The following is a 13,185-nucleotide window of genomic DNA, read 5'->3' as shown; positions in this document are numbered from 1 at the left end:
GCGGCCCATCGCAACACAAGGCTGCTCCTACAGGTACAGCGCCACACCCTGTAGGAGCGGCCTTGTGTCGCGATGGGCTGCAAAGCAGCCCCCGGATCCTGAAATCACTCCAGATGTTCAGGCTTGATCGGGTCGCCCGATTTCACATCCAGCTTTTCGCGAATGTCCGCGAACATATGGTCATAAAGCTTGTGCGGCGAACTCAGGCTCTCGAATTTCTTCGGTGGCTTCAGGTACGACTGCGCCCTTCGGCTCAACTGCATGAGGAAGCTGGGCAATACCTGGTCCTTGGCCAGGAAGAACTTTTCTTCCACTGGCTTGCCTTCGATGCTGCCATGCATCTTGAACTGGATGCCTCTACCTTCCTTGGGGTCCGACACTGCCTCGTATTCGATGTTCAGGTCATAGCTGTGGTCATTCTGGTTCAGCGCGGTGCGCTCGATGTGTACATGACCGGGTTGGTACTGGGCCATGGCAAGCTCCTTTGGAAGGTCGAAAATGGCGGACGCTGGCGCCCGCCTACTGCATTCAACGGTAGCTGATCCCCGGCTTCGCGGTGGAAACGCGCGTGCCGGCGGTGCCTTTGACGATGTCTTCGATGTTCTCCAGCGAACTGATCACTGCCACTTTGCCGGTGTTGCGGGCAAAGTCGCAGGCGGCCTGCACCTTCGGCCCCATGGAGCCGGCGGCGAAGCCAAGGCGTTCGAGTTCGTCGGGGTGGGCCTGGGCAATGGCCTTTTGTGTGGGCTTGCCCCAGTCAACATAGGCCGCATCGACGTCGGTGGCAATGATCAGTAGGTCGGCGTCCAGCTGCTCTGCCAGCAGGGCCGAGCACAGGTCCTTGTCGATCACCGCCTCGATGCCCTTGAGCTTGCGGTTCTCATCGTACATGGTGGGGATGCCGCCGCCGCCGGCGCAAATCACGATGCTGCTCTTTTCCAGCAGCCACTTGATCGGGCGGATCTCGAAGATGCGTTTGGGTTTCGGGCTGGCCACCACTCGGCGGTACTTGTCGCCGTCGGCCTTGACCACCCAACCCTTTTCCTTGGCCAGGCGCTCGGCCTCTTCCTTGCCATAGACCGGGCCGATGAACTTGGTCGGGTCCTTGAAGGCGGGGTCGTTGGCGTCCACTTCGACCTGGGTCAGCAGGGTGGCGAACGGCACTTCGAAGGCCAGCAAGTTGCCCAGTTCCTGTTCGATCATGTAGCCGATCATGCCCTCGGTCTCGGCCCCCAGCACGTCCAGCGGGTAGGCCTCGTCGGGCTTGTAGGACAGGCCCTGCAGCGATAGCAGGCCAACTTGCGGGCCGTTGCCGTGGGCGATGACAAGCTCGTTGCCTGGGTGGATCTTGGCGATCTGTTCGGTGGCGGTGCGAATATTGGCGCGCTGGTTGTCAGCGGTCATGGGCTCGCCGCGACGCAGCAGGGCGTTGCCGCCCAATGCAACAACGATACGCATGGGGAATGTCCTTTAACGAAAAGAATGAGCTGCCGCTGCACGGAGGCTGCCGGGTTCCCTGTGGGAGCGGGCGTGCCCGCGAAGAGGCCAGGCCAGACACCATCATTGGTGCGGCTGACGCATTCGCGGGCATGCCCGCTCCCACAAGTACAGAGCAATCCTCCGGTAGGCGGGTATGGCTTACAGGTCAGCCAGTGTCGACACCAGGATCGCCTTGATCGTGTGCATGCGGTTTTCCGCCTGCTCGAAGGCGATGCAGGCCGGCGACTCGAAGACGTCGTCGGTCACTTCGATACCGTTGGCCAGGTCCGGGTACTGTTCGGCGATCTGCTTGCCTACCTTGGTTTCGGAGTTGTGGAACGCCGGCAGGCAGTGCATGAACTTGGTCCGCGGGTTGCCGGTGGACTTCATCAGCTGTGCATTCACCTGATACGGCTTGAGCAGCTTGATGCGCTCACCCCAGGCTTCGATCGGCTCACCCATCGATACCCACACGTCGGTGTGCACGAAGTCCACACCCTTGACCGCGGCAACCGGGTCTTCGGTGAGGGTGATGCGTGCGCCGCTTTCCTCGGCGTACTTGTGGCAACGTTCGACCAGGTCGTCATGCGGCCACAGCGCCTTGGGCGCGGCGATGCGTACGTCCATGCCAAGCTTGGCGCCGATCAGCAGCAGCGAGTTGCCCATGTTGTTGCGGGCGTCGCCCAGGTAGGCGTAGCTGATGTCGTGCAGGGGCTTGTCGCTGTGCTCACGCATGGTCAGCACGTCGGCGATCATCTGGGTTGGGTGGTATTCGTCGGTCAGGCCGTTGAACACCGGAACGCCGGCGAACTTGGCCAGCTCTTCGACGATTTCCTGCTTGAAGCCCCGGTACTCGATGGCGTCGTACATGCGCCCGAGCACGCGGGCGGTGTCCTTCATGCTTTCCTTGTGGCCGATCTGCGAGGAGGTCGGGTCGATGTAGGTGACATTGGCGCCCTGGTCATAGGCGGCCACTTCGAAGGCGCAGCGGGTGCGGGTAGAGGTTTTTTCGAAGATCAGCGCGATGTTGTTGCCTTTCAGGTGCTGCTGCTCGGTGCCGGTGTACTTGGCACGCTTGAGGTCGCGGGAAAGGTCCAGCAGGTAGCGCAGCTCACGGGTGGTGTGGTGTTCCAGGCTGAGCAGGTTGCGGTTGTGAATATTGAACGCCATGACTTTTCTCCTTGAGTTTGGTGAACGCACCGGCCGCCGCTTTGTGAGGGCGGCCGGGGGTAATGGTCGTTAGTAGTCGATCTGGTCGCGCACGATCGGGCAGGTCATGCAGTGGCCGCCGCCCCGGCCCCGGCCCAGTTCGCCGGCACTGATGGTGATGACCTCGATCCCGGCCTTGCGCAGCAGGGTATTGGTGTAGGTATTGCGGTCGTAGCCAATGACCACGCCCGGCTCGATGGCCACCACGTTGTTGCCGTCATCCCACTGTTCGCGCTCGGCGGCAAAGCTGTTGCCACCGGTTTCGACCACGCGCAGCTTGACCCCAAGCTGCTCGCCCACCACCTCGATGAACGACTTGTTCTCGCGGCGCACGTCCATGCCGTAAGGCTTGCTTTCGTCCGGGCGGATGATGAACGGCACGATCTCTTTCACCACTTCCGGGAAGACCGTGACCAGGTCGCGGTCGCAGAAGCTGAACACGGTGTCCAGGTGCATGGCAGCACGGGATTTCGGCAGGCCGGCGACGATGACTTTTTCCACCGCGCCCTTGGCGAACAGGTTTTGCGCCAACTGGCCGATGGCCTGGCGCGAGGTGCGCTCGCCCATGCCGATCAGCACGATGCCTTTGCCGATCGGCATCACGTCACCACCCTCGAGGGTGGCGTTGCCGTGGTCCTTGTCCGGGTCGCCGTACCACACCTGGAAGTCGGCGCCGGTGAACTCCTTGTGGAACTTGTAGATGGCTGTGGTCAACAGGGTTTCCTGGCGGCGCGCCGGCCAGTACATCGGGTTGAGCGTGACGCCGCCATAGATCCAGCAGGTGGTGTCGCGGGTGAACTGGGTGTTGGGCAACGGTGGCAGGATGAAGCTGGAATGGCCCAGGTAGTCGTTGTACATCTTGACCACGCTGGCGCCTTCGCTGTCTGGCAGGTCCTGGCCTGCCACGCCGCCGATCAGGAACTCGGCCAGGTGGCGTGGCTCGAGGCTTTCGAGCCAGCTACGCACTTCGTTGGTCAGGCCGACACCGACGGTGTCGGGGGTGATCTTGCGATCGAGGATCCACTTCAGTGCTTCGGGTTGCTGGACGATGTCGGTCAGCAGGTTGTGCATCTCCAGCACATCCACGCCACGCTCGCGCATCTTGGTGACAAAGTCGAAATGGTCACGCTTGGCCTGGTCGACCCAGATCACGTCGTCGAACAGCAGCTCGTCACAGTTGCTCGGCGTCAGGCGCTTGTGCGCCAGGCCCGGCGAGCAAACCATCACTTTGCGCAGTTTGCCGGCTTCGGAGTGGACACCGTACTTCTGTTTTTCAGCGGACATGATTTCATTCCTCCAGTTGAACGAAGACGTGGGTCAAAGGGTCAGGAAGCCGTCGTACAGGCCAAAGGCTGCCACCAGGGCACCGATGACCACGGCTGCGAAGATCAGTTTTTCCACGTTGGTGAAGACAGGTTGGCCAACCTCACGCTTGGCCTTGGCGAACAGGATTGCGCCAGGTGCGTAGAGCAGGGCCGAGAGCAGCAGGTATTTCACGCCACCGGCGTACAGCAGCCAGACGGCGTACAACAGGGCGATACCACCGATCACCAGGTCCTTCTGCCGTTCGGCCAGGGCCTGCTCGTAGGTTTCGCTACGCAGAGCCAGCAGGAAGGCATAGGCGGCCGACCACAGGTAGGGCACCAGGATCATCGAGGTGGCCAGGTAGATCAGCGACAGGTAGGTACTGCTGGAGAACAGCGTGATCACCAGGAAGATCTGCACCATGGCGTTGGTCAGCCACAGGGCGTTGGCCGGTACCTGGTTGGCGTTCTCGCGGCGCAGGAACTCCGGCATGGTATGGTCCTTGGCGGCGGCGAACATGATCTCGGCGCACAGCAGCACCCACGACAGCAGGGCCCCGAGCAGCGAGATGATCAGGCCGACGCTGATCAGTACCGCGCCCCAGTGGCCGACCACATGCTCCAGTACGGCAGCCATCGACGGGTTCTGCAGCTTGGCCAGTTCTGGTTGGGTCATGATGCCCAGCGACAGCACGTTGACCAGCACCAGGAACAGCAGCACGGTGACGAAGCCGATGACCGTGGCCTTGCCCACGTCAGAGCGTTTTTCCGCCCGCGACGAGAAGATGCTCGCACCCTCGATGCCGATGAACACCCACACGGTGACCAGCATCATGTTGCGCACCTGGTTCATCACGCTGCCCAGCTCTGGCGTACCTACCGCCCAGATGTCGGCGGTGAAGATGTCGAGCTTGAAGGCGAACAGGCAGATCAGGGCGAACAGCAGCAGCGGCACCACCTTGGCCACGGTGGTGATCAGGTTGATGAATGCTGCTTCCTTGATACCGCGCAGTACCAGGAAATGCACGGCCCACAGCAGCACTGATGCGCCGATGATGGCGGCCGGGGTGTTGCCTTCGCCGAAGATCGGGAAGAAGTAGCCCAGGGTACTGAACAGCAGCACGAAGTAGCCGACGTTGCCCAGCCAGGCACTGATCCAGTAGCCCCAGGCCGAGGAGAAGCCCATGTAGTCGCCAAAACCGGCCTTGGCGTAGGCATACACCCCGCCATCCAGGTCAGGCTTGCGGTTGGCCAGGGTCTGGAACACGAACGCCAGGGTCAGCATGCCGACCGCGGTGATCGCCCAGCCGATCAGTACAGCGCCAACCCCTGCGCTGGCAGCCATGTTTTGCGGCAGCGAGAAGATCCCGCCACCAATCATCGAACCGACGACAAGTGCAACTAACGCGCCGAGCTTTAGTTTTCCGGATGAATCAGACATTTAACAACTCCTGCCAGGAGAAAGTTGACGACAGAGTAAATCCGACGCCGCTGCCATTCGCTGACTTGGGTCAGTTCATGGCGACGTGAAGTAGGAAAATTCCTTCACGAAGCTCCTGGAGAGTGCCGACAACTTATGCCGCAGGCCCTGCATGCTGGCACCTCCATGTCCATCTAGAGCAAACGCTCTGTTCAGCCTGCGATGCTTGACGCTAGCCGTTTTTGCCGCTTTCGCAAATTTTTCACAAGAATTTCGAGTTTTATCGGATTCTTTTCTAGTTGCTCCGGAGCTGCTAGGTTTTACTCAAAAGCTGGCATAGACAAAGCAGTTATTAGTGCTATAGCTTCATTGGTCAGGATCATTATAAGTAGCAACACTTATATGGACCGCATGGCTGTTTCAAGCCCATGACAGTGCGCAAAAAAAGGAAGGCTCATGAGCGAACCGGGACAGAAGCTGCGCCTGGGCGCGCTGATCGCATTGGTGGTCGGCTCGATGATTGGAGGCGGGATCTTCTCGTTGCCGCAGAACATGGCGGCGCGTGCCGATGTGGGGGCTGTGCTGATCGGTTGGGGTATCACCGCAGTCGGCATGTTGGCCCTGGCTTTCGTATTCCAGACCCTGGCCAATCGCAAGCCGGAGCTGGACTCGGGAGTGTACGCCTACGCCAAGGCCGGCTTTGGCGAGTACATGGGTTTTTCCTCGGCCTGGGGCTACTGGATCAGTGCCTGGCTGGGCAACGTCGGCTACTTCGTGCTGCTGTTCAGCACTCTGGGTTTCTACTTCCCGGTATTCGGCGAGGGCAACACACCAATCGCCATCGGCTGCGCTTCGCTGCTGCTCTGGGCGGTGCATTTCCTGGTGCTGCGCGGCATCAAGGAAGCGGCGTTCATCAACCAGGTGACCACCGTGGCCAAGGTGGTACCGTTGCTGATTTTCGTGGTGATCGCGGCGTTCGCCTTCCGCGCCGATATCTTCACACGTGACATCTGGGGCCTGAGCAACCCGCAGTTCGGCAGCGTGCTGGAGCAGGTGCGCAACATGATGCTGGTCACCGTGTTCGTGTTCATTGGTATCGAGGGCGCCAGCGTGTATTCCGGGCGCGCCCAGCGCCGCTCGGATGTGGGCAAGGCCACGGTGATCGGTTTCCTGGGAGTGCTGGCGCTGCTGGTGCTGGTCAACGTGCTGTCGCTGGGGGTGATGACCCAGCCTCAACTGGCCGGGCTGCAGAACCCGTCACTGGCTTCGGTGCTGGAGCATATCGTCGGGCCGTGGGGTGCCTTGCTGATCAGTATCGGCCTGGCGGTTTCGCTGCTTGGCGCGCTGCTGTCGTGGGCGTTGCTGTGTGCCGAGATCCTCTACGCCACGGCGCGGGACAAGACCATGCCGCGTTTCCTGGCCAAGGAAAACGCCAACCATGTACCGGCCAACGCCCTGTGGCTGACCAACTGCATGATCCAGGGCTTCCTGCTGATCACGCTGTTTTCCGCCGGTACCTATACCAGCCTGATCTACCTGGCCTCGTCGATGATTCTTGTGCCCTACCTGTGGTCGGCGGCCTACGCCGTGCTGTTGGCGGTACGTGCAGAAACCTACGACGAGCAGCCGGCCCTGCGCCGCAAGGACCTGCTGGTGGCGCTGGTTGCCCTGGTATATGCCGTGTGGCTGTTGTACGCCGGCGGGCTGAAGTACCTGCTGCTGTCGGCGCTGCTGTACGCGCCGGGCGTGATCCTGTTCGCCAGGGCCAAGCATGAGCAGGGTAAAACCTTGTTCACCACTTGGGAAAAGCTGATTTTCGCTGCCGTGCTGGCAGGTGCCGCGCTGGCGGCCTATGCCCTGTACTCAGGGCTGCTGAGCTTGTGACGGGGCAGGGCAGGGGGCGTGCTCGGGGCGGGACCAGATCCACAGGTTGCCCAGGGTCATGCCGGCAATGGCCAGGAACACCGGCCAGCGGTGTTCCAGGAACGTCAGCATCAGGCCCGCGCACAGCAGCATGCTGAGGGTCGCGCTGACCTTGGCCCGGCGCTGGATCACCTTGCCATTGCGCCAGTTGTGCAGGATCGGCCCGAACAAACGGTGGTTTTCCAGCCAGGCAGACAGGCGCGGCGAACTGCGTGTGGCCGCCCAGGCAGCCAGCAGGATGAATTCGGTGGTCGGCAGGCCGGGAATGACGATCGCGACCAGGCCCACGCCCAGGCTCACGTAAGCCAAGGTCGCATACAGCAGGCGGGCGAGTTTCGAACGGGCGGGTCGGGTCATGGTCTCACTGCATGGAAGCGGTTCGGCCACCGGTAGGGTGGCCGGGGTACGGCGTGTCAAACCAGCGCGGCATCTGCAGCATAGGCATGCTTGAGCAGCTTGGTGAAGCGCTCGAAGGCAGCAACTGCGCCGCGTTCGGCAGCGGCTTCCTCTTCGGCCGACAGGGCCAGGCCATCAAGAATGCGGGTGAACTGTTTCCAGCCTTCGGCACGGCCACCGGCCGGTTCGCCCAGGTGTCGGGCACCGAAAGTTTCGGACAGTTCCAGGGCCACGGCACGCTTGATCAGAAACGCAGCGCCCAGTTTGGAGCCTTCGGAGACGAAGATCCAGCCCATTGCCTCGCCCAGGCTCGGGTTGCGCAGGGCGCCCGGCACGGCTGGTGGTACTTCGGTGTCGAGGTCGGCGAGGTCCAGGCGGGCCTGTTCGGCACGGCAGCGCTCGGCCAGGTCGGGGATGATGGCGATCAGTTGCGGGTCGTTGTACAGGGCCTGCAGCTCGGCCTGGAACAGGTACTGGGCGACCACGAAGCGGGCGAAGCTTTCGCGGCTGTCGAAGGGCGCGTGGGCTTTGACCAGGGCATCCAGTTCGGCGTGGGGGGCGTGGGTGATCTGGTTGAGGCGCTGGGAGCGCAGGGCTGGGCGGTCGGTCATGGGGCAGTCCTTGGAAAAGGGGGCGTCTAGAGACAAGACGAAACAGCGGGGGCGGGACAGTAAAAAAATCGGGATTTCGTGTTGCCTGTACTGGCCTCTTCGCGGGCATGCCCGCTCCCACAGGACCATCGCAGGCCCAAGGCTTGCGCAGTATCTGTGGGAGCGGGCGAGCCCGCGAATAGGCCGGTACAGACGCAAGGGGTCAGATATCCCAAACCACATTGATGCCGAAGTTGCGCCCCGGCATGGTCAGGCGGTCGATGTTGGCCGGCTGAGTCACGGCCGCTTCACCCTGGCCGTCGTAGCTGCGTACCGAATCCCACTGCCAGTACTTCTTGTCGGTGAGGTTGTACAGGCCGGCGTTGATGGTCACGTCGTCGGTGACCTTGTAGTAACCGGTCAGGTCCAGCACCCCGTAGCCCGGGGTGCGGAACTTGGAGCTCGAGCCGTCGGGCGAGTAGAAGGTGCTGTCGTCGACGCGGGTCTTGCGCTTGACCAATGTCCAGCTCAGCAGGCCGCCGTAGTGTTGTTGTTCGTAACCCAGGCCGAACACGCCCTTGAGCGGGTTGACGCTGTTCAGTGGCTCGCCGGTGTCATCGTTGCGGCCATAGGTGTAGGCGATCGAGCCCTGGGTATACAGGCCCTGCGGCGCACCGAAGTGGTCCAGGTTCAGGCGGCCCTTGACCTCGGTACCCTTGATGGTGGCGTGCTTGATGTTGTTGGCCTTGAAGGTCTGCTCCAGGTTGGCGCTTTGTACGGCATCTTCGTCGATGAAGTCGCGGTACTTGTTGTAGAACACCGCCACGTCGAAATTACCGGCGTCGAAGTTGCCACGCAGACCGGTTTCATAGCTTTTGCTCTTTTCGGGTTCGAGACCCGGGTTGCCTTCGACGCGGTAGCCTTGCTCGATGTTCTCAAACTTCCCGTACATGGATTTGGCAGTCGGGGTGCGGAAACCTTCGGCGTACTGGCCATACCAGGTGTAGTTGTCGTTGAAGGCGTAGGTCAGGCCGAATTTGGGCGAGACGCGGTGCCACTTCTTGTCCGAGTCGTCCTGGGAGGTTGGTGCGGTACCGCTGGACTCCAGGCCACGCAGGAATTCCTCGGTGAACCTGGGCTCCATGCGCGTGTAGTCGTAACGAGCACCAGGCATGAAGGTCCAGTTGTTCCAGCGGATTTCATCCTGCACGAACAGGCTGTAGGTGTTCACGGTCGGGTCCGGGAAGTCGCTGACCAGGGCCTGGCCGTCTGCCGGGCGCTCGGCGCCAGCGGCAGAACAGCCTGAACCAACGGCCAGGCAGGTACCGGTGCCGCTGCGGGAGCCGGTGACCTTCTCGTGCTTGAGGGTGGTGCCGTACGTCAACAGGTGGTCGGTGGCGCCGAGGCTGAAGGCCTTGTCCAGCTGGGCGTCGAATACCCACTGGCGGTCCTTGTACAGGGTGTCTCGGGTACGCAGTACCTGACGGCCAGGCGGTGCGTAGACTTCCTCGGTGTGCTGGTCGGTCTTGGCGATCTGGTAGTTCAGGCTCCACTTCACATGGTCGGCGACCAGCGAGTCCAGGCCGAACTCATGGTTGATGCCAAAGCGTTCGCGGGTGATGGTGTCGTTGCCATTGCGCGCCTTGTAGTACCCCGAGGCACCAAAGCCAGGAATGAAAGGCCCGCCCACCGCACTGAGGATGTTCTGGTCGCGGTCATCCTTGTAGCGCTCGTAGGTGAAGCCCAGGCGCGCTTCGTCGGCGTAGTTCCAGCCCAGCTTGGCCAGCACGTTTGTGGTGCGCACGTCCATCGGGTTGGCTTCGGTACGCGCCAGGCCGTCACCGCTGTGGCCGCCGTGGGTCTCGGTTTCGTGACCGTTGCGCTGGCTCAGGTGCAACAGGCCGTCGAAGTCGCCCTGGCGGCCGGCGACGGTGGCGGAGGTCAGCCAGCTTTCGTCGGCCGAGCTGTAGCCGGTTTTCAGGCGGGCACCGGCGTCCTTGCCAGGCTTGATGATGTCGTCCGGGTCGAGGGTGAAGTAGCTCACCGCCCCGCCGATGGCGTTGCTGCCATACAGCACCGAGGCCGGGCCGCGGAGGATTTCCACACGCTTGACGATCTCCGGGTCAACGTAGTTGCGCTGGGTCTGGGCGTAGGGGCCGAAGAAGAAGCTGTCGGGGATCGACACGCCGTCCACCTGGGTGAGGATGCGCTCGCCATCGATACCACGGATGTTGTAGCCGTTCAGGCCGCTGCGCTGGCCGGTGCCGGCTACCGACACACCTGGTTCGTAGCGCACCAGGTCCTGGATGTTGTTCACGTTCTGCCGGTCCAGTTGCTCGCGGGTCTGCACGCTGACGGTGCTCGGCACCTGGCTGACGTCCTGGGCGCTGCGGGTGGCGCTGACGGTCACCTGCTGCAGGGCAATCACATTGGCGCTGGCCTGGCGTTCGAGCACCACATTGCCGTTGCTGATCTTGCGAAAGCCCAGGCCGGTGCCGTGCAGCAGGCGCTTGAGCGCGGCTTCCGGCGGTAACGAACCCTGCACCCCTGGCGATGCCACGCCGTCGGCCAGTTCGGCGCTGAAGCCGACCTGCCAGCCGGTGACCTGGCTGAAAGCATTTATGGCCGAAACCAGCGGCTGCTGGCCGATGCTGAAGCGGTAGTCGCCCATGCGCGGGCTGCTGGCCTGTGCCGGTTCGGCGGCCAGTGCCGGCAGGCTGATGGCGCCGCTGGCGAGCAGGGCGAGGTTCAGTAGGGAAAGGCTCAGGAGGGACAGTTGCCCTCCATGGCGAGGAAGGGTGGAGGGGCGGGTAGGACCTGTGGACATCGGAAGCGCTCCCTGACGCGCGGACTGTTATAGGTGATGGCTGTCCTCGTTTTCAAACGAGAATCAGTTGCATTGGCTATAACGAGACGGGCGGGGTAGCGTGACTGCGTAAAAAAAGTTGGATTGCGGTTTGGCGGTCTGTATCGCGATTTCTGTGGGAGCGGGCATGCCCGCGAAACAGGCACTGCGGTGGATGGCACGGGCGTTGCCCGTGTTCGCGGGCACGCCCGCTCCCACAGGGACCGTGTCGGGTTTCAGATTTGCGGATCAGTTCAGAATGACCAGCGCCGGGTACTCATGCAGCTGTGCCGAGGTGATGTGGGCCAGCGCACGCAGGGTTTCCAGCGGTTGGTCGAGGCGGTAGTTGCCGGTGACCGCCATGTCTTCCAGCTGCGCATTGCGGTTGATGATCCAGCCCGGGTAGTAGCGCTGCACCTCGGCCAGCACCTGGCTCAGCGGGCAGTTCTCGAACACCAGGCGGCCGTCGACCCAGGCCAGGTCCTTGTGCATGTCGGGGCGCTGGCGCTTGCCGAATCCCTGGGGGCCGACGCTGATGCTGTCGCCGGCGCTCAGGCGGATGCGCTGGTCGCGGGCCCCCTGCAGGTCGACATCGCCGCGCTGCACCCGCACCTGTGCCTCGCCGTCGAGGTAGCGCACGGCAAAGTCGGTGTCGCGCACCTGCGCGCGCAATGGCCCGGCCTGCACTTCCAGTGGCAGCAGCGCGCCCTCGGGGACCTGAAAATAGGCCTCACCCTGCAATAGGCGGGCGACCTGGCGACCATCACGCTGCTCGCTGGCAAATGCCGAATTGGTGTTGAGCAGCACTTTCGCCCCATCTTCCAGCTGCAGGCGCTGGCGTTCTCCCACCACTGTCAGGTGGTCGGCCTGCAGGCGCATGGGCAGGTTGCCGAGGGTGAACAGCCCGACCAGCAGCAGCGCTGCCGTGGCCAGGGGTTTCCAGTGGCTGCGCAGGCGCCCGCGCCACGAGCGGCGCTGTTGCTTATGCATCTGTACGGCCACCTGGTGCAGCGGTGCGCCGTTCCACAATGCTTCTGCCTCGACATAGGCCTCGGCATTTTCCGGCGCTGCGCTCAGCCAGGCTTCGAAGGCCTGGGTGTCCTCGGCGTCGGCGCATTGCAGGCGTACCAGCCAGTCCAGCGCCTCGTCCATGGCACGAGCACGGGCGCTGGGCCCGGCGGGTGACGGGCGAGGGGCAGGGCTGTCGGTCACGGTGAATCCTTGAATGGTTTTTTTCGAATGATCAAGGCTGAGGCGGGGTGTGGCAAGGGCTTTGGGTTGCCTCACTTGAGGCGGTCGGCGACACCCATGCAGATCGCCATGATCAGTTTCAGTTCCTTCTGTACCGTGCTGGGCGAAACATTCAGTTGTTCGGCGATTTCCAGGTAGGTGGCGCCATGCAGGCGGCTGAGGATGAAGATGCGCTGCTGGCGTTCGCTCAACTGGTTGAGGCTGATGCTCAGGTGCCTGAGCAACTGCTCGGCATGGGCCGCATCCTCGCTGCTGGTGGCCGGTGCGGCCACGCTGTGCAGGACCTCGTCGGGCACGTCGTCGACCAGCATGCGCGATTGCACCCGGCGTGCGCGCAGGTGGTCGAGGGCCAGGTTGCGCGCGGTCTGGAACACGAACGGCTCGATGTGTTCGATGGGCCGCTCACCGAGCGCGCGTGAAACCCGCAGGTAGGTTTCCTGCAACAGGTCTTCGGCCGTGTTGGGGTTGCCCACCATGCGCTGCAAGGTGCGCAGAAGGGTAAGACGCTGGACGAGGAAGACAGAGTTGAACCGGGACTGACTCACAGGGGGACCTGGCCGACGAAAGGTTAATGATAATGCTTATCATCCGTCTCGAAGGTCAAGCCTGGAAATGTTAGGAAAAGGTAAAGATTGTGAGTGGCAGGCGCCGGCATGCTTTTTGTGGGAGCGGGGGGGGGGGGGGGGGGGGGGGGGGGGGGGGGGGGGGGGGGGGGGGGGGGGGGGGGGGGGGAGGGGAAGGAGGGGGGAGGGGAGGAGGAAGAGGAGG

General features: G+C 62.7%; 11 protein-coding genes. 1 reads left to right on the top strand and 10 read right to left on the bottom strand.

What is annotated here, in order from left to right; translation table 11 throughout:
* Nucleotides 1-104: 104 nt before the first annotated feature.
* The 5 genes from ACLCGK_RS04370 to arcD (ACLCGK_RS04350) form a co-directional block, all read right to left on the bottom strand.
* Nucleotides 105-473: a DUF5064 family protein gene (locus ACLCGK_RS04370; RefSeq protein ID WP_013971111.1), complete on the bottom strand. Its 369-nt coding sequence runs from the start codon at nt 471-473 to the stop codon at nt 105-107.
* Between the two features lie 55 nt (nt 474-528).
* Nucleotides 529-1,458, bottom strand: coding sequence for a carbamate kinase (gene arcC, locus ACLCGK_RS04365; protein ID WP_003257953.1), 930 nt, complete (start codon nt 1,456-1,458; stop codon nt 529-531).
* A gap of 180 nt (nt 1,459-1,638) precedes the next feature.
* Nucleotides 1,639-2,649, bottom strand: a complete 1,011-nt coding sequence (locus ACLCGK_RS04360; protein WP_013971112.1) for an ornithine carbamoyltransferase — start codon at nt 2,647-2,649, stop codon at nt 1,639-1,641.
* A gap of 69 nt (nt 2,650-2,718) precedes the next feature.
* The gene (arcA, locus tag ACLCGK_RS04355; RefSeq protein WP_410951367.1) at nt 2,719-3,972 is read right to left on the bottom strand and encodes an arginine deiminase; all 1,254 of its coding nucleotides are present in this window, start codon (nt 3,970-3,972) and stop codon (nt 2,719-2,721) included.
* Nucleotides 3,973-4,005: 33 nt separating this feature from the next.
* A complete protein-coding gene (arcD, locus tag ACLCGK_RS04350) occupies nt 4,006-5,433 on the bottom strand; it encodes an arginine-ornithine antiporter (protein WP_015269087.1) in 1,428 nt (475 codons plus the stop codon).
* Between the two features lie 435 nt (nt 5,434-5,868).
* Here arcD (ACLCGK_RS04350) and arcD (ACLCGK_RS04345) point away from each other — a divergent pair, with 435 nt between their 5' ends.
* Nucleotides 5,869-7,296 carry an arginine-ornithine antiporter gene (gene arcD, locus ACLCGK_RS04345; RefSeq protein ID WP_013971114.1) on the top strand — a complete coding sequence of 476 codons (1,428 nt, stop codon included), beginning with the start codon at nt 5,869-5,871 and terminating at the stop codon, nt 7,294-7,296.
* Here the strand turns inward: arcD (ACLCGK_RS04345) and ACLCGK_RS04340 are convergent.
* From ACLCGK_RS04340 to ACLCGK_RS04320, 5 genes are all read right to left on the bottom strand, one after another.
* On the bottom strand, nt 7,276-7,692 hold the full coding sequence (locus ACLCGK_RS04340; protein WP_013971115.1) for a YbaN family protein: 417 nt from the start codon (nt 7,690-7,692) through the stop codon (nt 7,276-7,278). The two genes, arcD (ACLCGK_RS04345) and ACLCGK_RS04340, sit on opposite strands and share 21 nt — an antisense overlap.
* Before the next feature lie 56 nt (nt 7,693-7,748).
* Nucleotides 7,749-8,342 (bottom strand): biliverdin-producing heme oxygenase, encoded by a 594-nt coding sequence (locus tag ACLCGK_RS04335; RefSeq protein ID WP_015269088.1) that lies wholly within the window; start codon nt 8,340-8,342, stop codon nt 7,749-7,751.
* Nucleotides 8,343-8,544: 202 nt separating this feature from the next.
* A complete protein-coding gene (locus ACLCGK_RS04330; RefSeq protein WP_410951366.1) occupies nt 8,545-11,148 on the bottom strand; it encodes a TonB-dependent receptor in 2,604 nt (867 codons plus the stop codon).
* Between the two features lie 267 nt (nt 11,149-11,415).
* Nucleotides 11,416-12,378: a FecR family protein gene (locus ACLCGK_RS04325; RefSeq protein WP_405047430.1), complete on the bottom strand. Its 963-nt coding sequence runs from the start codon at nt 12,376-12,378 to the stop codon at nt 11,416-11,418.
* A 71-nt stretch (nt 12,379-12,449) separates the two neighbouring features.
* Complete coding sequence (locus ACLCGK_RS04320) at nt 12,450-12,962, bottom strand: RNA polymerase sigma factor (RefSeq protein WP_015269091.1); 513 nt, start codon at nt 12,960-12,962, stop codon at nt 12,450-12,452.
* Between the last annotated feature and the right edge of the window lie 223 nt (nt 12,963-13,185).

The organism is Pseudomonas sp. S1(2024), assembly GCF_046557535.1.
The sequence above is the reverse complement of the archived record's forward strand: the minus strand, read 5'-3'. Positions and strand labels throughout refer to the sequence as shown.